At 65.3% G+C, this 19197-nt stretch carries 16 protein-coding genes; 6 read left to right on the top strand and 10 right to left on the bottom strand.

Translation table 11 applies throughout. The features are described from left to right. Nucleotides 1-64: 64 nt before the first annotated feature. From AB0L82_RS17050 to rpmH, 10 genes are all read right to left on the bottom strand, one after another. A complete protein-coding gene (locus AB0L82_RS17050) occupies nt 65-796 on the bottom strand; it encodes a GNAT family N-acetyltransferase (protein ID WP_364637940.1) in 732 nt (243 codons plus the stop codon). Nucleotides 797-956: 160 nt separating this feature from the next. Then, complete coding sequence (locus AB0L82_RS17055; RefSeq protein ID WP_364637942.1) at nt 957-1982, bottom strand: ParB/RepB/Spo0J family partition protein; 1026 nt, start codon at nt 1980-1982, stop codon at nt 957-959. 51 nt (nt 1983-2033) lie between these two features. Beyond that, complete coding sequence (locus tag AB0L82_RS17060; protein ID WP_364636811.1) at nt 2034-3053, bottom strand: ParA family protein; 1020 nt, start codon at nt 3051-3053, stop codon at nt 2034-2036. Between the two features lie 342 nt (nt 3054-3395). Beyond that, nucleotides 3396-3821, bottom strand: coding sequence for a hypothetical protein (locus AB0L82_RS17065; RefSeq protein ID WP_364636813.1), 426 nt, complete (start codon nt 3819-3821; stop codon nt 3396-3398). A gap of 98 nt (nt 3822-3919) precedes the next feature. After that, nucleotides 3920-4621, bottom strand: coding sequence for a 16S rRNA (guanine(527)-N(7))-methyltransferase RsmG (gene rsmG / locus AB0L82_RS17070; protein ID WP_364636815.1), 702 nt, complete (start codon nt 4619-4621; stop codon nt 3920-3922). 181 nt (nt 4622-4802) lie between these two features. After that, nucleotides 4803-5369 carry a protein jag gene (locus tag AB0L82_RS17075; protein WP_364636817.1) on the bottom strand — a complete coding sequence of 189 codons (567 nt, stop codon included), beginning with the start codon at nt 5367-5369 and terminating at the stop codon, nt 4803-4805. Between the two features lie 33 nt (nt 5370-5402). Next, nucleotides 5403-6488, bottom strand: coding sequence for a membrane protein insertase YidC (gene yidC / locus AB0L82_RS17080; RefSeq protein ID WP_364636819.1), 1086 nt, complete (start codon nt 6486-6488; stop codon nt 5403-5405). Between the two features lie 4 nt (nt 6489-6492). Next, nucleotides 6493-6816: a membrane protein insertion efficiency factor YidD gene (yidD, locus tag AB0L82_RS17085; protein WP_364636821.1), complete on the bottom strand. Its 324-nt coding sequence runs from the start codon at nt 6814-6816 to the stop codon at nt 6493-6495. Then, complete coding sequence (rnpA, locus tag AB0L82_RS17090) at nt 6813-7232, bottom strand: ribonuclease P protein component (RefSeq protein ID WP_364636823.1); 420 nt, start codon at nt 7230-7232, stop codon at nt 6813-6815. The genes yidD and rnpA overlap by 4 nt, the downstream gene beginning before the upstream one ends. A gap of 10 nt (nt 7233-7242) precedes the next feature. Next, the gene (gene rpmH / locus AB0L82_RS17095; protein ID WP_083898281.1) at nt 7243-7386 is read right to left on the bottom strand and encodes a 50S ribosomal protein L34; all 144 of its coding nucleotides are present in this window, start codon (nt 7384-7386) and stop codon (nt 7243-7245) included. A gap of 518 nt (nt 7387-7904) precedes the next feature. On the opposite strand from rpmH, the gene dnaA reads away from it, so the two are divergent. From dnaA to gyrA, 6 genes are all read left to right on the top strand, one after another. Beyond that, nucleotides 7905-9788, top strand: coding sequence for a chromosomal replication initiator protein DnaA (dnaA, locus tag AB0L82_RS17100; RefSeq protein ID WP_364636825.1), 1884 nt, complete (start codon nt 7905-7907; stop codon nt 9786-9788). Between the two features lie 761 nt (nt 9789-10549). Beyond that, complete coding sequence (dnaN, locus tag AB0L82_RS17105; protein ID WP_364636827.1) at nt 10550-11719, top strand: DNA polymerase III subunit beta; 1170 nt, start codon at nt 10550-10552, stop codon at nt 11717-11719. A gap of 166 nt (nt 11720-11885) precedes the next feature. Continuing rightward, nucleotides 11886-13058 (top strand): DNA replication/repair protein RecF, encoded by a 1173-nt coding sequence (gene recF / locus AB0L82_RS17110; RefSeq protein WP_364636829.1) that lies wholly within the window; start codon nt 11886-11888, stop codon nt 13056-13058. 317 nt (nt 13059-13375) lie between these two features. Further along, nucleotides 13376-13972 (top strand): DUF721 family protein, encoded by a 597-nt coding sequence (locus tag AB0L82_RS17115; protein WP_364636831.1) that lies wholly within the window; start codon nt 13376-13378, stop codon nt 13970-13972. A gap of 442 nt (nt 13973-14414) precedes the next feature. Then, nucleotides 14415-16454: a DNA topoisomerase (ATP-hydrolyzing) subunit B gene (gene gyrB / locus AB0L82_RS17120; protein ID WP_364636833.1), complete on the top strand. Its 2040-nt coding sequence runs from the start codon at nt 14415-14417 to the stop codon at nt 16452-16454. Nucleotides 16455-16537: 83 nt separating this feature from the next. Next, on the top strand, nt 16538-19045 hold the full coding sequence (gene gyrA, locus AB0L82_RS17125; RefSeq protein ID WP_364636835.1) for a DNA gyrase subunit A: 2508 nt from the start codon (nt 16538-16540) through the stop codon (nt 19043-19045). Nucleotides 19046-19197: the final 152 nt, after the last annotated feature.

The following is a 19197-nucleotide window of genomic DNA, read 5'->3' on the forward strand; positions in this document are numbered from 1 at the left end:
ACAACGAGAAACCCCGCCGCGCCGATCTCCTCGGCACAGCGGGGTTTGTTCGTTTCGGCCGCTGTCAGAGGGTGACGAGCCGGTTCGGCATCGTCATCGCCGCCGCCGCGAGCAGCTGATCCAGCGCGCGCTCGACGTCTTCCTTCCACAGGTGGTCGCTATCGAGTTCCAGCCGCAGCCGCGGAAAACGATGATGCGCGGCAACCACTTTGAAACCGACCTCCTCCAAGAAGTCGGCATCGATCATGCAGGTGTCCGGTGCGCACCCCGCCGACGGCGGCGGAGTCTTGGACGCACGCGGGGGAGTGGGTGCGATGCGCTCCAGCAGCGTCATGGAACCGAACCGGTCCGCCATCGCGGTAGCCGGTGGATCCCAGCGCATTCCGAACGCCTCGATGGCGCGCACACCACGACGCACCAGATCGGCTACCACGGCCGAAATGAGCTGCTGGGCGACATCGGTGTCCTGATACGGACTTTCGGCCCGCAGCGTGGTCAGCAGGACGGCATCCGGGCTCACGGGGGAGGTGGGGAAGAGCCCGGCGCGCGGCACCCGGCTCGGCGGTGAGTACAGCGCCACCCCGGCCGACTGTCCGTCGACCAGAGCGACCTGCCCACACGACCCCCACTCCAGGAGTACGGTCGAGAGCCAGGCCTCCTTTTCGAAGACCGGGTCACTGAATTCGCGGGAGTCCGCTGCCACTGCCGGATCCATCTCCCAGAACACGCACCGCCGTGCGTGCGAGGGGAGTTTGTCGAGTCCGCCGAGGGTCAATGCGGTAACGCTGGTCGACACCGCTCTGCTCAGCCTCCAGCTGTCCGATTCATCCACACTCACGCCGCATCGATATCTACTCGCCAGCAAGAATAAGCGATCAAAGCAACACGCCTCTCGGGGCCTGGGATCGTGTACGTCACAGTGACGTTTCAGCCTCGACCCCAGAGTAGGGCCGATTTCAAAGCTTGGATTGCTCCATCAGGCTGACAATTCGCTCGAGATCGTCAATGGAACCGAACTCGACGGTGATCTTGCCTTTGCGCTTACCGAGCGCCACCGTGACGCGAGTGTCGAAGGACTCCGACAGTCGCTCGGCGACATCCTGCAAACCCGGCATCTGAATCGGCTTACGCTTCGGCGCCGGGGGAGTGACCGCGCTATCGGGATTCCGATTCGCCAACTTGACGGCTTCCTCGGTCGAGCGAACCGACATGCCCTCCGCGACGATCCGCTTCGCGAGCTCCTCCTGCGCCTCGGCTCCCGCCTCCAGCGCGAGCACCGCGCGGGCATGCCCGGCGGAAAGCACGCCGGCCGCTACCCGGCGCTGCACCGGAATCGGAAGTTTCAGCAGGCGAATCATATTCGTCACGACCGGTCGGGAACGGCCGATTCGCGAAGCCAATTCCTCATGGGTGACACCGAATTCCTCGAGCAGCTGTTCGTAGGCCGCCGCCTCTTCGAGCGGATTCAACTGCACGCGATGGATATTCTCCAGCAGCGCGTCCCGCAGCAGCGCGTCATCCGCGGTCTCCCGGACGATCGCCGGGATGGCCTCGAGTTCCGCCTTCTGGCTCGCCCGCCAGCGCCGCTCACCCATGATGAGCTGATACTGCGGCTCCGGCACGGTCGCGATCTGACGCACCACGATCGGCTGCATGAGACCGAACTCTTTGATCGAGTGCACGAGTTCGGCGAGCGCCTCGTCATCGAAAACCTGACGCGGCTGCTTCGGATTGGGCACGATCTGCTCGGGCGGAATCTCCCGATAGACCGCGCCCGCGTCCACCTCGTCGACCGCTGCCGCCGGCTCCTCCGGATCCGGAACCCGATGCAGGAAGGCCGAAGCCGGCTGCGGGCCGATCGGATCCAACCCGATGACGACATTGGCTGCGGCGCTGCCGAGGCCCCCCGGCGTGACCGCGGGTCCGGTAGGGATCAGCGCGGCGAGACCACGTCCCAGTCCACCCTTCTTCGCCTGACTCATCGGTCTAGGACCCCTTTCGTTGTTCACCATGCACCGCGGCCGCGATTGTCATTACACACTGGATCCGGCGTCGGTGGTCGGCACCGGCTCCGGGCGCGCCGCCTTGGCTGCCATCTCACGTCCCGCATCCAAATAGCTCATGGCGCCACGTGAACCCGGATCGTAATCGAGCACGGTCATGCCGTAGCCCGGCGCCTCGGAAACCTTCACGCTGCGGGGGATGACCGAGCGCAGCACCGCGTCACCGAAGTGCGCGCGCACCTCCTCGGCCACCTGGTCGGCCAGCTTGGTGCGGCCGTCGTACATGGTGAGAACAACGGTGGAGACATGTAATTCGGGGTTCAGATGCGCCTGCACCAGACCGATATTGCGGAGCAACTGACCCACGCCCTCCAGTGCGTAGTACTCACACTGGATCGGAATCAGCACCTCCTTGGCCGCCACGAGCGCGTTCACCGTGAGCAGGCCGAGCGAGGGCGGGCAGTCGATCATGACGTAGTCGATGTCGTATCCGGCGAGGTTCGCCTCCTGGATGGCGGCCTTCAACCGGCCCTCGCGGGCGACCATGGAGACGAGTTCGATTTCAGCACCGGCGAGATCGATGGTGGCCGGAATGCACAGCAGGCGTTCATTGTGCGGACTCTGCTGGATGGCGTCGCGGACGGTGCACTCGCCGATGAGCAGTTCGTAGCTGGACGGAATGCCGGAGTGATGCGGGATGCCGAGCGCGGTGCTGGCATTGCCCTGCGGATCGAGATCGACCACGAGCACGCGCATCCCCTGCACCGCCAGCGCCGCCGCCAGATTCACGGCGGTGGTCGTCTTACCCACGCCGCCTTTCTGATTCGCGATGGTGATGACGCGCTGTTCGCGCGGGCGCGGAATCGCGGTATTGCCGGGATGCAGAACCTGGCTGGCGCGCTGTGCTTCCGCCGCGATCGGGGTATCGGTGGGGGAGATATTTCCGAACGGGGTGCGGCTGAACTCCTCTACATCGAAAGCTCCGGTATCGAGCATGCCGGGCACCCGGGACGTTGTTTCCCGTGAAACATTCGCCGGACCGTTGGACATACAGGCTCCTAACCCCGAGAACTCAAAGACACGTGGCCGAGTGGATGCGCGTAGGGAAGGCCGCCGGGCACCGCCACTGTGGGGCACTCACGCTCGACGTTCATAGCTTGCCAGTACCGGACACAATACGGAAGTTGAACAGCAATCCCGCACCCGCGACACGCATAATCGATCACCCCGAAGGGAATTCGCGCGATGTTTCACGGGAAACCATGCCGGACAAAGACTCTGCGGCGAGGGTCGGCCGGACTTGCGGCCGGGATCGGCCGCCAACCAAAACGGGAACGGGCGCGACGGCGGGCCGGCCGTCGCGCCCGTTCCCGGGACGCGGTGGGGGAGTAGCTACTTGGCGGAGAGCGAGCTCAGCAATCCGGCGAGCGGGTTGCTCCCGGAGGAGCCGGTGCCCCCACCCGGGGTAGTCGGCTGAGTCGTCACTGTGACGGTGGTCGACTTACTGCTGATGATCTCCTGGGTCGCCTTCAGCTCATGCGAACCGGTGGTGCTGGGCGTCCACTGGATGGTCGCCTTGCTATTGCTCACGTTCGCCTTGCCGATCTCGGTGCCGTTATCGGTGAAGGTCACCTGGAACAGCATCGAGGTGAAGGTGACGTCCGCGGTGATGGTGTAGGTCTTGCCGACATACAGGGTGGTGTCCGAAACGCTGATGCCGTTGACGAGAGCGTTGGCCTGGGGCGCGGTCACCAGCGCGGTCGTGGCCAGTGCGCCCAGCAGTGCGACGCCGAAACCGGCACGCCGTGTGGTCTTCATGAAAACTCCTGTGCTCCGATCCCACCTCGGTGTGGGTGACCCGGACAGTACCGAGCTGGGGCGCGGCGCACAGGGGTTTTGAAAGAATAGTGTTTCAACTATTTCTTCGGGCGGGCTTTACGACGATCGGCCCGGGGGAGCTTCTCCGCACTGATCACCATGGTCGGCGTTTCCAGCACTCCCACACCGCATTCCAGCACCTCGGTCTTGCCCGCACCGGCCTTGGCGAGATCATCGCGATCGCGCTCCAATTCCTCGACCGCGCTGATTCCCTTGAGCGCCAGCATGCGTCCGTGATCGCGCACCAGCGGCATGGACCAACCCGCCAGCTTCGCCAGGGGAGCGACCGCACGGGAGGTCACGATATCCGCGCCGCCCGCCTCCTTCTTCACGCCCGGCTGCTCCGCGCGCCCGCGCACCACGGTGACCCCGAGCCCGGCGGCCTCGATGAACTCCGCCAGGAAAACGGTCCGGCGCAGCAGCGGCTCCACCAAGGTGATTCGGAGATCCGGGCGCGCGATGGCGAGCGGGATACCGGGCAGGCCCGCGCCGGAACCGATGTCGACGACGGTCGCGCCCTCGGGGATGAGCTCGCCGATCACCGCGCAATTGAGGATATGCCGATCCCATAGCCGGGGCACCTCGCGAGGTCCGATCAACCCGCGCTCGACTCCCGCACTCGCGAGCACGGTGTAGTACCGGCGCGCGATCTCCAATCGATCGCCGAAAATCACCGCGGCTGCGGCGGGCGGCTCGACAGCGAGATCGGTCGACTCGGTGCCAGGTTCCACGTGAAACATCCTTCCGACTAAACCAACTCTCGGGACTCTCAGGGGCTTCGCCCCCGAACCCCAGGGACAACGCGGGGGACTCGCGCTCAACCCCCGAGCAGTCGCGGGGTTGCACAATTCGAACTCGGGACAAGCGTAGGGCCCCCGGTCTGTTCGACGCGGGGGCCCCGGCTTCGGTGCGGTGTGCGTGTCACGCGGGGAGGACGACGACCCGTCGGCTCGGCTCCACGCCTTCGCTCTCGCTGACGACACCGTCGACGGCGGCGACCGCGTCGTGCACGATCTTGCGCTCGAACGGAGTCATCGGGGTGAGCGCCTCGCGCTCACCGGACTCCAGTACGCGCTTGGCGGCCTCGGTGCCGAGCGCGCTCAGCTCGCTGCGACGACCCGCGCGCCAGCCCGCGACATCGAGCATGAGGCGACTGCGCACGCCGGTCGCCTGCTGCACGGCGAGGCGGGTCAGCTCCTGGAGGGCGTCCAGCACCTCACCGCGGCGGCCGACCAGCTTCGCCAGATCCTTACCGCCGTCGATGCTCACCACGGCCCGATCGCCTTCGACATCGAGATCGATGTCACCGTCGAAGTCGAGCACATCCAGTAGCTGTTCGAGGTAGTCACCGGCGATCTCGCCCTCTTCGATGAGCGCTTCCTCGGCATCCACCACGGGCTCGGCCGCCACCGCGGTCTCGGTATCCGGTGCCGCCGCCGTCGCAGCCGTCACTGTGGGGTCCCCTCCGTCGGTTTCAACAGCAGTCATGGTTGTTTCCTTCATCTGGAGTTGTAGAGAAGATCAGCGACGGCGCTTCTGGTTGGCACGCCCGCGATTGCCGGACCGCTTCTTCTGCTGGTTCGACTGTTGATTCGGCTTGGCGGAACCGTTCTGGCCGGCCTGCGGCGCATCGGTCTTGGCCATATCGACGCCATTGGTATCGGCCTGCGCGGGTGCGTCGACGACCGGCTTCTTACGGGTGTCGACCGGCTTCGCGCCCGGCTTCGGAGCGTTCTGGGCGCGACGCTCGATGGCCGCGTCCTTCTTCTCCTGCTCTTCCTTCTCCATACGGCCGAAGACGAGATGCTGCTGCGCGTAGGTCCAGATGTTGTTGGACACCCAGTAGATGAGGATGGCGATCGGCAGGAACGGACCACCGACGAGCACGCCCAGCGGGAACACGTACAGCGCCAGCTTGTTCATCATGGCGGCCTGCGGGTTGGCGGCGGCCGCCTCGCTCTGCCGCTCCACCGAGGCGCGCGCGTTGAAGTGCGTCGCCAGGCCCGCGATGATCATCAGCGGCACCGAGACCGCGATGATGGCGACCTTGCTCGGCATACCGCCGTACTCCGCGAAGGATTCCAGCACCGCGTTCTTCTCGGTGATGAAGCCCGACAGGGGAGCGCCGAAAAGCCGTGCGGTCAGGAAGGACTGGACGTCGCCCGCGCTGAAGAAGTAGTTCGCGGTATGCGCGTTGTCATACGGCGTCATGCCCAACTGGCCGATACCGGTGCCGGTCCGGTTGAACGAGCGCAGCACATGGAACAGACCCAGGAACACCGGAACCTGCAGTAGCACGGGCAGACAGCCCATGAGCGGATTGAAGCCGTGTTCCTTCTGCAGCTTCTGCATCTCGACCGTCATCTGCTGACGATCGTTCTTGTACTTCTTCTGCAGTTCCTTGATCTGCGGCTGCAGTTCCTGCATCTGCTTGGTGGTGCGGACCTGCTTCACGAACGGCTTGTACAGCACCAACCGCAATGTGAACACGAGGAACACCACGGCCAGCGCCCAGGCGAAACCGCTGTCATCGCCCAGCGCCCACCCGAAGACGCGGTGCCAGAACCAGAGGATTCCCGACACCGGGTAATAGATGAAATCGAGCACGGCGTTATGTACTCCCGTCGTTCGTCTCGCCGGTCACCGCGGACGGTGACCCTTGTTTGGCTGCTGCCGCGTGCCGGTGACGTGAACGTTCCGGTACGGGGTCCCACCCACCAGGGTGCCAGGGTGCGCATTTCACGATTCGCACGGCTGCCAGTCCGAGTCCGACGAACAGACCGCGGGTGCGCAGCGCGGTCACCGCGTACTCACTACAGGTGGGAGTGAAGCGGCATACCGGCATGCGGGTGGGGGAGACATAGGTCCGATACAGCTCGATGAGGAATATCAGAGCTTTGGCCGGGAGACGGGCAGCGGCGCGCAGGACGTTCATGAGTCGCTGCCAGCTGTTCCCGATTCGCCACCGGCCGGACCGGATTCGCTGAGGGTGCCGAGTTTGCGCAGGCCGCTCCGGATCTGACGTTCGAGATCGACGGAAGCGGCGTTCGCCGCGCCCGGCAGGGCGCGCAGAACGATATCGGCGCCCGCGGGTAGATCCACCGCGACGCTCGCACAGATATGACGCAGGCGGCGGGCCACCCGGTGGCGTACCACCGCCGGACCCACCGCCTTGCTGACGATCAAGCCGAAACGCGGACCGCCCACCCGAATGGATGGTTCCGGTCCGCTCGACAGATCGTCGTGTAGCAGTACGTGCACAACGAGATCCCGTCTCCCGATCCGCCGGCCCTGGCGCACCGTCCGGGAAAAATCGGTACGACGGTGCAGCCGATACGGCTCAGGCAGCACTGATCTCGAATCAGGCCGTCAGAGACTTACGGCCCTTGCCACGGCGCGCCGAAACGATGGCGCGGCCCGCACGGGTACGCATCCGGAGACGGAAGCCGTGGACGCGCGCCCGACGACGGTTGTTCGGCTGGAACGTCCGCTTGCCCTTGGCCACGGTCAACACTCCTCATAGGTGGCGGGCGTCGGTTGACGCCCGAAGCTTTATCGGTGAAACGGTCTGCGATCCGGCGAATCTGAGATCCACGGACGCAAATACCCTTATCGGCACGGGCAGCAGACAGCCGCCACCGCACCATAGGGTGACTGTAGAAGGGTACTTATCTGCTGGACGAGGGTCAAACTCGGGGTAAGAGCGCACTTTCCGGGGCTGAAAAGCCGGTTCGACCGAATGGCCCCGCTTCATGTACCGTCCTTCGAGGCGTTGGAGCGACCTAGCGTGTAGTTGCCAGCTGATTGCTGAAGAACCGCAGGTCTGCGCCCGAATAGGGGGATTCGACGGGATGCGACACGCATCCCCAGGTTGTCCACATCTGTGGATAATTGTGTGGAAACACCCTTGGAGTGGCATATTCGTGGGGCTGACGGTGCTCGCCGACACCCGGTTACCTGGGGGAATCGAGCAGTCGCCGCCCGTCTGCTCCAATCGACCTTGCTCCGGGGAGGACTCCGTTCGTGAACGACGAGCAGAATGTGCTGACAGCTGTCTGGCCCGAGGTGATCGCGGAACTCGCGAGCGGCTCCGCGGACGGAGAGATCCAGCCGGTCAGCAAGGCGCACAAAGCCTGGCTCGGCATCATCGAACCGATCACCTTCGCGCAGGGATTCGCCCTGCTCTCGGTGCCCGGAACCATGGCGCAAGAGGTGGTGGAACGCGATCTCCGCGAGCCGATCCTGCGCTCGCTGGCACGGCGCGGACTTCAGGTCGAGGGCCTCGGCGTGCGGATAAGGGCACAGCAGAACTCCCCGGTCGACCGCTCGCCCAACGCACCCCGGCATGCCCGCATGACCTCCCGGCCGGAACGCCCGCGTGAGCCCGATCACGCCCCGATGAGCTACCAGCCGGCACCCCCGGCACCGGCTCCGGTGGAACGTCAGCAGCCGCACTACCAGGCACAGCCGGACTATCCACAGCCCCGCTACGCCCCGGCACCGGACTACCCCGCGGAGTACGGCGAGCGCGAATCTTATCCACCGGTGGAATTCGGTCAGCCACAGATGGCCGAAGAATTGCCGGTACCCGTTCCGGAACCGCAGCAACCGCCGCGACGCCGGGAAAACCATCGCGCGCCGAACCTGCCGCCCGGCCAGGAGTCGCTGTTCTCGCCCGAGGCCGATCCGGAACCGGCGCATATGGCGGCGCAACCCGCCCATATGCCCGCACCGCCACCCCCGCCCATGCCGTCGCAGCCCGCGCGCCGACCGGTGGACGAGGATCACGAGGACGACGAACCGGTCGTGAACGCGCGCAATTCGTGGCCGACCTATTTCAACAAGTCGCCCGAGCGCGAGACGCCGCAGCCGTCCTCGGCCAACAGCCTGAACGCCAAGTACACCTTCGAGACCTTCGTCATCGGCGCGTCCAACCGCTTCGCGCACGCCGCGGCGGTGGCCATCGCGGAGGCGCCCGCGCGCGCCTACAATCCGCTATTCGTTTGGGGCGCTTCGGGTTTGGGAAAAACCCACCTGCTGCACGCGGCCGGGCACTACGCCCAGCGGCTGTTCCCGGGCATGCGGGTGAAGTACGTGTCCACCGAGGAATTCACCAACGACTTCATCAACTCGCTGCGCGACGACCGCAAGGTCGCGTTCAAGCGCCGCTACCGCGAGACCGACATCCTGCTGGTGGACGACATCCAGTTCATCGAGGGCAAGGAAGGCATCCAGGAGGAGTTCTTCCACACCTTCAACACCCTGCACAACGCGAACAAGCAGATCGTGGTGTCCTCGGACCGGCCGCCCAAGCAGCTGGCCACCCTGGAGGAGCGGCTGCGCACCCGCTTCGAATGGGGCCTCATCACCGATGTGCAGCCGCCCGAGCTGGAGACGCGCATCGCGATCCTGCGCAAGAAGGCGCGGATGGATCGCCTGGATGTGCCGCATGACGTGCTGGAACTCATCGCCAGCCGGGTGGAGCGCAATATCCGCGAGCTGGAGGGCGCGCTCATCCGGGTGACCGCGTTCGCCTCGCTGAACGGGCAGCCGCTGGATCTGTCGCTGGCCGAGGTGGTGCTGCGCGATCTCATGCCCGACGCCACCACCATGGAGATCACGGCGTCCACGATCATGGCCGTGACCGCGGAGTACTTCAACACGACGCTCGAGGAGCTGACCGGTCCCGGTAAGGCCCGCCCGCTGGCGCAGGCCCGGCAGATCGCCATGTACCTGTGCCGTGAACTGACGGACCTATCGCTGCCCAAGATCGGCCAGGCGTTCGGCCGCGACCACACCACGGTCATGTACGCCGACAAGAAGGTGCGCAAGGAGATGACCGAGCGGCGCCGGGTGTACGACCAGGTTCAAGAACTCACAGCCCGGATTAAACAGCGTTCCCGCTGATCCACAGCTAACAGGCCCCCACGTCGTCTGACGTGGGGGTCTTGTGTTTTCGGGGGTGTGGATTCCTCGAGGAATCCTCGAGGAAACCGTGTGGAATCCTCGAGTTGTGCACCGGTTTACCCACAGGGCTCTACTAACAGGGGTGCACAACCGGTAGTGCACAGTTCCCACAGGTTGCTTCATCCTCGAGGTCTGACCTGGGCGGATGCGAGTTATGCCCTGTGGATTCCTCGAGGAGTCCCATGGGAGTCCTCGAGGAAACTCGTAGTTGTCCACCGATTCGCCCCCATGTGCGCAGGTAGGCCGGAAACCGTGGAGCAACTCGAGGATGGCTCGAGGATGGATGTGGAAACTGGCTGTGACTCCACAGCCATCGGCCGTTCATCCTCGAGACACCCTCGAGACATCCACACGCCGCCTCACCCTCGGACCTGCGGAAAGGGGGGAAGTCCACAGATTCCACAGTGCCTACTACTACTTCATTTCTCTCTAATTAGAATTCTCTTCTAAAACAGGTGTGTGGAAACTCGGCTTGGGAGCGAACGGTTCGCCGGGAGCGGTTCCCGGCTCGTGCACAAGGACGCCTGGAGAAGAACGGACACCCCGGACTCAGTTGGACCCTCCGCCCCGGCGCGCGCAGATCGCGGGTACGGTTTGATGTCGGCCCCCTGTGCGAGACTGCATGGGTTCCAGGGGGAAGCAGCCCCTGACGAATTCACTGATCACTACTGATCGAGACTGGGAGAGGAACAGACCGGGCGATGGAGCTTGCAAGCATGAAGTTTCGGGTCGCTCGCGAGGACTTCGCCGAATCCGTAGCCTGGGTGGCCCGCAGCCTGCCGTCGCGGCCTCCGGTGCCTGTGCTCGGCGGTGTGCTCCTCGTGGCCGATGAAGATGGTCTTACGGTGTCCGGCTTCGACTACGAGGTCTCCGCGCAGATGCGCGTGGCCGCCGAGGTCGCCGGACCGGGGCAGGTACTGGTCTCGGGCCGCCTGCTGGCCGACATCACCAAATCACTGCCCAACAAGCCGGTGGACGTATCGGTGGACGGCACCCGCGTGCTGATCGCCTGCGGCAGCGCCAAGTTCTCGCTGCCCACCATGCCGGTCGAGGATTATCCCCAGCTTCCCGAACTTCCTCCCCAGACCGGTGATCTCGCGGTGGATCTGTTCGCCGAGGCGGTCGGCCAGGTCGCCGTCGCCGCCGGCCGCGATGACACCCTCCCCATGCTCACCGGCATCCGGGTCGAGATCGAGGGCCCGAAGGTCGTACTGGCCGCCACCGACCGTTTCCGCCTCGCCGTGCGCGAGCTGGAGTGGAATCCGGGTCGCGCCGATGTGGAGACCGCGGTGCTGGTCCCGGCTCGCACGCTGTCCGAGGCCGGTAAGACGCTCGGCTCCTCGGATCAGCCGGTGCAGCTGGCGTTCGGTACCGGCAGCGATGGCCTGCTCGGCATCGTCAACGGCGGTCGCCGCACCACCACGCGCCTGCTCGACGCCGAATTCCCCAAGTTCCGCCAGTTGCTCCCCAAGGAGCACACCTCGGTGGCCACGCTCTCGGTGAGCGCACTGGTCGAGGCCATCAAGCGCGTGGCCCTGGTGGCCGAGCGCGGCGCTCAGGTGCGGATGGAGTTCTCCGAGGAGGGCCTGCTGCTGTCGGCCGGTGGGGATGACGCCGGTCGCGCCGAGGAGTGGCTGGAGGCCGACTTCCGCGGTGAGGGGCTCACCATCGCCTTCAATCCGGGCTACCTGGTCGACGGACTCGGTGCGCTGCGCACCGATAAGGTGACCTTCGGATTCACCACCCCCAGCCGTCCGGCCGTCTTCGTGCCCGCACCGGAAGAGGATCCGGCACAGCTGGATTCGGGTGCGTTCGCGGCGCTGGCCAGCAGCTACATCTACCTGCTGATGCCGGTGCGACTGCCGGGCTGATCGGCGATCGGTCGGCCGAACACTGTGCACAGTGTGGGTAAACCTGTGAAAAACTCGGTGCGCGTTGGGGTTTCACCCCGCGCCGCCGGGTTTTTTCGCTGCACGGGGTGGATATCCCCAGTTCCATCAACATTTCCCCAGGTCGAAGGGCAGGGTGGCTAGCCGGATGTATGTGCGCACCCTGTCGCTGCGTGATTTCCGGTCCTGGGAAGCCGCCGAACTCGAATTGCCGCCGGGCCGAACGGTTTTCCTGGGCTCCAACGGCAATGGCAAGACGAATCTGATCGAGGCGGTCGGGTATCTGTCCACACTCGGCTCACATCGGGTGTCCGCCGATGCCCCGCTGATCCGCATGGGCGCGCAGAAGGCCCGCATCGGGGCGACCGTGGTGAACACCGGTCGTGAGTTGCGGGTGGATATGGAGCTCAATCAGGGCGTCGCCAATCGCGCGCAGATCAATCGCTCACCGGTGCGGCGGCCGCGCGAGATCCTGGGGATTCTCCAGACGGTGCTGTTCGCGCCGGAGGATCTGTCGCTGGTGCGCGGTGATCCGGGCGAGCGCAGGCGCTTCCTGGACGAGCTCGCCACCGCGCGGCTGCCGCGCCTGGCGGGTGTGCGCGCGGATTACGACAAGGTGCTGCGCCAGCGCTCGGCGCTGTTGAAAACCGCTGGGCGACTTGCCCGTTCCGGTGGGCGCGGCGCGGAACTGAGCACCCTGGACGTGTGGGACGGACATCTCGCGGCGCACGGTGCGGTGCTGCTGGCGCAGCGGCTGCGACTGGTGCACGAACTTTATCCACATCTCGCACAGGCCTACGGATCGATCGCGCCGGAATCGCGGCCCGCGTCCATCGCGTACCGAAGTGGTTATCTGCCACCGGAATTGCTCGATCCGGCGCGTACTCCACAGCTCGACGACGACGCCGATCTCGAGGCGATCCTGTTGCGCGAGTTGGCCGATGCCCGGCAGAAGGAACTGGAGCGCGGGGTCTGTCTGGTCGGCCCGCATCGCGACGATCTGGATTTGATGCTGGGTTCCGCGCCCGCTAAGGGCTTCGCCAGTCACGGTGAATCCTGGTCGTTCGCACTGGCTTTGCGGCTCGGCGCGTTCGAATTGCTGCGTACGGCGGGCACCGATCCGGTGCTGATCCTCGATGATGTGTTCGCCGAATTGGATCGCCGCCGCCGTACCGCGCTGGCCGCCGTCGCCGCCGAGGCGGAACAGGTGTTCATCACCGCCGCGGTGGTCGAGGATGTGCCGCCTGAACTCGAGGCCACCCCGATGCGGGTGGAGACCACGGGCGAGGCGGACAGCCGCACTTCGCGAATCGCGGTGTAGCCCACCCGTCGGCGCGGATGCCCGGCCGAAACGTGCCGGGATGGCGAACGGGTCCAGCCGGGGTGACAGCCGGATCGCGGCGGGATGACGGCGAGGTCGCCGGTGGGTGTACGCCCGGTGACCTGCGCGGAGTTATCCCCAATTCCCCAGGTTTCTCCCCAGGTGCGGGATTGTTACCCGGCCGCCGTGCCGGTGGCGCGAGTGCGACATCACCCCTGGCTACGGCGTGCCTGTCGGCGGTATGCGGCAGAATCGCCGGGAACCGGCAGATCTTGGAACCGAGATCTCGAACCGATCGCGACCGAAGGGACCTGTGCATGGCCGAGCAGCCGGAAGCCTTCGATCCCGCGCGGTCCGCGGCGGCGGGGGAGTCCGCCACCGGGCCCGATGGTGAGTTGCGGGGTGTGGATCTCGCCCGCCGGGCGCTGGAAGAGGCCAGGGCCGCGGCTCGCGCCGCCGGTAAATCGGTGGGTCAGGGCCGGGCGTCGCCGCCGCGCAAGGGTGGGATTCGCGCATTGCGCGGTAAGCGGCGCGGTTGGTCCGGGTCCGGGCCCGATGATCGCGATCCGCAGTTGCTCGGCGCGCTGACCGGTCAGCTGGCCAAGGGGCGCGGCTGGTCGGGCAAGGTGGCCGAGGGCATGGTGTTCGGCCAGTGGGCCAAGGTGGTGGGGGAGGACATCGCCGCGCACGCGCAGCCGGTTTCGCTGGAGAACAATGTGCTGAGCATTCAGGCGGAGTCGACCGCGTGGGCGACGCAGCTGCGCATGTTCCAGTCGCAGATCCTCGCGAAGATCGCGGCGGCGGTGGGTCACGGGGTGGTCAAACAGTTGCGCATCAATGGCCCGACGGCCCCGAGTTGGCGTAAGGGCGAGCGGCATATCAAGGGTCGCGGCCCGCGCGACACGTACGGATAGACACGCGGAATCGCTTGCGCGGCTGACTCCTTCGCTGGTCAAACGATCGTTTCACGTGGAACGTGCACGGAAATTGTCGGTGCCGCGCACTAGGCTGGGAGTGTCCGGATCTCGATCGCGGCGAACCCTGTCGCTAACTCCCCCGGCGGCTCGCTGTCATCGCCCGCTGAAGGTCCCGGAACCCCTCTCACCCATGACCGGACATATTGATGGTCGATTTCACGCACGTATGAGGCACTCAGGGGTGTCATAGGTGCATTCTGTGTCGGTCGTACCAGTAGGATGGGGGAGTAACTAGCGGCGATACCTCCCGGCGCGTTCGGCGACAGCTTGCGCGTGGATCCGTAACCCTCGAGCAGACCTGCTCCGGGGCTCCACGTGTGCTCACCGTCCGGCGCCCGGAGGATCAGCAAGTAAGGAGAGCTACCGACCAGTGGCTGCCATGGACTCCAACGCAGACGGCTCGACCAAGCCCAAGTCAGGCAACCCGGGCTACGGTGCCGACTCCATCACTGTTCTCGAGGGCCTCGAAGCGGTCCGCAAACGCCCCGGTATGTACATCGGCTCCACCGGCGAGCGCGGCCTGCACCACCTCATCTGGGAGGTTGTGGACAACTCCGTCGATGAGGCGATGGCCGGTTATGCCTCCCGCGTCGATGTGACCATCCTGGCCGACGGTGGCGTCGAGGTCGTCGACGACGGCCGCGGTATCCCGGTCGCCATGCACGCGCAGGGTGTGCCCACCATCGAGGTGGTCATGACCCAGCTGCACGCGGGCGGCAAGTTCGACTCCGACGCGTACGCCGTTTCCGGTGGTCTGCACGGTGTCGGCATCTCGGTGGTGAACGCGCTGTCCACCCGCCTCGAGGCGGAGGTCGACACCGACGGATTCCACTGGACCCAGGAGTACAAGGATTCCAAGCCGGGCAAGCTGTTCCAGGGCGATGCCACCAAGCGCACCGGTACCACCATCCGGTTCTGGGCCGATCCGAATATCTTCGAGACCACGGTCTACAACTTCGAGACGGTCGCGCGCCGCCTGCAGGAGATGGCGTTCCTGAACAAGGGACTCACCATCACGCTGACCGATCAGCGGGTGTCCGACAGCGATGTCACCGACGAGGTGGTCGGCGATACCGCCGAGGCGCCCAAGCATCTGGACGAGAACGCCCCGGCCGCGACGCCGAAGGTGAAGACCCGCACCTACCACTACCCGGGTGGGCTCGAGGACTTCGTCAAGCACATCAACCGGACCAAGTCGCCGATCCACAATTCGGTGGTGGGCTTCACCGGTAAGGGCACCGGGCATGAGCTCGAGGTCGCCATGCAGTGGAATTCGGGTTACTCCGAATCCGTGCACACCTTCGCCAACACCATCAACACCCATGAGGGCGGCACCCACGAAGAGGGTTTCCGCGCCGCGCTCACCACGGTGGTGAACAAGTACGCGAAGGATAAGAAGCTCCTCAAGGAGAAGGACGGCAACCTCACCGGTGACGACATCCGTGAGGGCCTGGCCGCGATCGTCTCGGTGAAGATCTCGGACCCGCAGTTCGAGGGCCAGACCAAGACCAAGCTCGGCAATACCGAGGTCAAGTCGTTCGTGCAGCGCACCTGCAATGAGCATCTGGCGCACTGGTTCGAGGCGAATCCGGCCGATGCGAAGACCATTGTCACCAAGGCGGTGTCGTCGGCGCAGGCGCGGGTGGCCGCGCGTAAGGCGCGAGAGTTGGTGCGCCGCAAGTCCGCCACCGACCTGGGTGGTCTGCCGGGCAAGCTGGCCGACTGCCGCTCCAAGGATCCGGTGAAGTCCGAGATCTACATCGTGGAGGGCGACTCCGCCGGTGGTTCGGCCAAGTCCGGTCGTGACTCGATGTACCAGGCGATCCTGCCGCTGCGCGGCAAGATCATCAATGTCGAGAAGTCGCGTATCGACAAGGTGCTCAAGAACAACGAGGTCCAGGCGATCATCACCGCCTTCGGCACCGGTATCCACGACGAGTTCGATATCGCCAAGCTGCGCTATCACAAGATCGTGCTGATGGCCGACGCCGACGTGGACGGCCAGCACATTTCGACGCTGCTGCTCACGCTGCTGTTCCGCTTCATGCGGCCGCTGGTCGAGCAGGGGCACGTGTACCTCGCGCAGCCGCCGCTGTACAAGCTCAAGTGGCAGCGCACCGAGCCGGAGTTCGCCTACTCCGATCGTGAGCGCGACGGGCTGCTGGAGGCCGGTCTGGCCTCGGGCAAGAAGATCAACAAGGACGACGGCATCCAGCGCTACAAGGGTCTCGGCGAGATGAACCCGAAGGAGCTGTGGGAAACCACCATGGATCCGAGCGTGCGCGTCCTGCGTCTGGTGACGCTGGACGACGCGGCGGCCGCGGACGAGCTGTTCTCGATCCTCATGGGTGAGGACGTCGAGGCTCGGCGCAGCTTCATCACTCGCAATGCCAAGGACGTTCGGTTCCTCGACGTCTAGCGAAGTAGGACCCGGGAGTTCATTCCCCCGGGTCCCCCTTGCGTCCGGAACCCCTCGAAAAGACTTCCTACGGAGACCAATTCATGACTGAGACTTCGCTTCCGCCTTCGGGCGGCGACCGCATCGAACCGGTCGACATCCAGCAGGAGATGCAGAACTCCTACATCGACTACGCCATGAGCGTCATCGTCGGGCGCGCGCTGCCCGAGGTGCGCGACGGTATGAAGCCGGTGCATCGCCGGATTCTGTACGCGATGTACGACAACGGCTACCGCCCGGATCGCAGCTATGTGAAGTCCGCGCGCCCGGTCGCCGACACCATGGGTAACTACCACCCGCACGGTGACACGGCGATCTACGACACCCTCGTGCGTATGGCCCAGCCGTGGTCGCTGCGCTATCCGCTGGTCGACGGCCAGGGCAACTTCGGTTCGCGCGGTAATGACGGCGCGGCCGCCATGCGCTACACCGAGTGCCGTCTGACCCCGCTGGCCATGGAGATGCTGCGCGAAATCGACCATGAGACGGTCGATTTCACCCCGAACTACGACGGTAAGACGCAGGAGCCGATGGTGCTCCCGGCGCGGGTGCCGGCGCTGTTGATGAACGGCTCCAATGGCATCGCCGTCGGTATGGCCACCAATATCCCGCCGCACAATCTGACCGAGCTGGCGCAGGCCATCTTCTGGGCGCTGGACAATCACCTGGCGGATGAGGAGACCACCCTCGAGGCGTGCATCGAGCGGGTCAAGGGTCCGGATTTCCCGACCTCGGGCCTGATCGTGGGCACCCAGGGCATCAATGACGCGTACCGCACCGGTCGCGGTTCGATCCGCATGCGCGGTGTGGTCGAGATCGAGGAGGACGCCCGCGGGCGCACCACGATCGTCATCACCGAACTGCCGTACCAGGTCAATACCGACAATTTCATCAACGCGATCGCCGAGCAGGTCAAGGACGGCAAGATCGCGGGTGTCTCGGATATCCACGACGAGTCCTCGGACCGCGTCGGCATGCGCATCGTGGTCACCGTCAAGCGTGACGCGATCGCGAAGGTGGTGCTGAACAACCTCTACAAGCACACCCAGCTGCAGACCTCGTTCGGCGCGAACATGCTGTCGATCGTGGACGGGGTGCCGCGCACGCTGCGCCTGGATCAGATGATCCGGCTGTATGTGAACCACCAGTTGGACGTCATCGTCCGGCGCACCAAGTACCTGTTGCGCAAGGCCGAGGAGCGGGCCCACATCCTGCGCGGCCTGGTCAAGGCGCTCGATCAGCTCGACGCCGTGATCGCGTTGATCCGCCGGTCGGCCGATACCGATACCGCGCGCACCGGCCTGATGCAGTTGCTGGAGATCGACGAGATCCAGGCGACCGCCATCCTCGATATGCAGCTGCGCCGCCTGTCGGCCCTGGAGCGCCAGAAGCTGATCGACGAATTGGCGAAGATCGAGCTCGAGATCGCCGATCTGAAGGACATTCTGGAGAAGCCGGAGCGTCAGCGCGCCATCGTGCGCGATGAGCTGGCCGAGATCGTCGACAAGTACGGCGATGATCGCCGCACCCGGATCATCGCCGCGGACGGCGATGTCACCGATGAGGATCTGATCGCCCGCGAGGACGTGGTGGTCACCATCACCGAGACCGGGTACGCCAAGCGCACCAAGACCGATCTCTACCGTTCGCAGAAGCGCGGCGGCAAGGGCGTGCAGGGCGCGGGTCTCAAGCAGGACGATCTGGTCCGGCACTTCTTCATCACCTCCACGCACGACTGGCTGCTGTTCTTCACCAACAAGGGCCGCGTCTACCGCACCAAGGCGTACGAGCTGCCCGAGGCGAGCCGGACCGCGCGCGGTCAGCATGTGGCGAACCTGCTGGCGTTCCAGCCGGACGAGAAGATCGCCCAGGTCATTCAGCTGACCACCTATGAGGACGCCCCGTACCTGGTGCTGGCGACCCGCAACGGCCTGGTCAAGAAGTCCCGCCTGACCGATTTCGACTCCAACCGCACCGGCGGCATCGTGGCGGTCAATCTGCGCGATGGGGACGAATTGGTCGGTGCGGCACTGTGTTCGGGTGAGGACGATCTGCTGCTTGTCTCCGCGCACGGCCAGTCCATCCGGTTCTCCGCCAATGACGAGGTGCTGCGCCCGATGGGCCGCGCCACCTCCGGTGTGCAGGGCATGCGCTTCAACCAGTCCGATGAACTGTTGTCGCTCAACGTGGTTCGCGACGACGATCAGACGTACCTGCTCGTCGCGACCGCGGGCGGGTATTCCAAGCGGACGGCGCTCGGTGAGTACACCGCGCAGGGTCGCGGTGGAAAGGGCGTATTGACCATTCAATACGACGAAAAACGTGGCAGTCTGGTCGGAGCGCTTATCGTCAATGACGATGATGAGCTGTACGCCATCACATCGGGCGGCGGCGTTATCCGGACCGCGGCGAATCAGGTTCGCAAGGCCGGACGCCAGACCAAGGGTGTGCGATTGATGAACCTCGGTGAGGGCGATACCTTGCTTGCGATCGCGCGTAACGCGGACGAGCCCGACCAGGTTGCCGAAGATGACACCAGCGGTTCGGCGTAGCAGTAGTTTCACCCCAGCAGCGGCGGCACAACGGATCGAAGGATTCACCATTGACCAATCAGCCGAATGACCAGCGCGGTCATGCCAATGGCGTGACCGAGAGAATCGCCCCGTCTCCGATTCCGCCGCGGCCGATTCCACGGCCGGGTTCG

The organism is Nocardia sp. NPDC052001, assembly GCF_040680615.1.
Classification (GTDB): domain Bacteria; phylum Actinomycetota; class Actinomycetes; order Mycobacteriales; family Mycobacteriaceae; genus Nocardia.

Excerpts from the sequence above, each read along its gene's own strand:
- yidD (WP_364636821.1), bottom strand. The coding sequence starts at position 6,816 with ATGAACGTCCTGCGCGCCGCTGCCCGTCTCCCGGCCAAAGCTCTGATA.
- gyrA (WP_364636835.1), top strand. The coding sequence starts at position 16,538 with ATGACTGAGACTTCGCTTCCGCCTTCGGGCGGCGACCGCATCGAACCG.
- dnaN (WP_364636827.1), top strand. The coding sequence starts at position 10,550 with ATGGAGCTTGCAAGCATGAAGTTTCGGGTCGCTCGCGAGGACTTCGCC.
- AB0L82_RS17065 (WP_364636813.1), bottom strand. The coding sequence starts at position 3,821 with ATGAAGACCACACGGCGTGCCGGTTTCGGCGTCGCACTGCTGGGCGCA.
- AB0L82_RS17060 (WP_364636811.1), bottom strand. The coding sequence starts at position 3,053 with ATGTCCAACGGTCCGGCGAATGTTTCACGGGAAACAACGTCCCGGGTG.
- AB0L82_RS17055 (WP_364637942.1), bottom strand. The coding sequence starts at position 1,982 with ATGAGTCAGGCGAAGAAGGGTGGACTGGGACGTGGTCTCGCCGCGCTG.
- AB0L82_RS17115 (WP_364636831.1), top strand. The coding sequence starts at position 13,376 with ATGGCCGAGCAGCCGGAAGCCTTCGATCCCGCGCGGTCCGCGGCGGCG.
- AB0L82_RS17075 (WP_364636817.1), bottom strand. The coding sequence starts at position 5,369 with ATGACTGCTGTTGAAACCGACGGAGGGGACCCCACAGTGACGGCTGCG.
- recF (WP_364636829.1), top strand. The coding sequence starts at position 11,886 with ATGTATGTGCGCACCCTGTCGCTGCGTGATTTCCGGTCCTGGGAAGCC.
- gyrB (WP_364636833.1), top strand. The coding sequence starts at position 14,415 with ATGGACTCCAACGCAGACGGCTCGACCAAGCCCAAGTCAGGCAACCCG.
- rsmG (WP_364636815.1), bottom strand. The coding sequence starts at position 4,621 with ATGTTTCACGTGGAACCTGGCACCGAGTCGACCGATCTCGCTGTCGAG.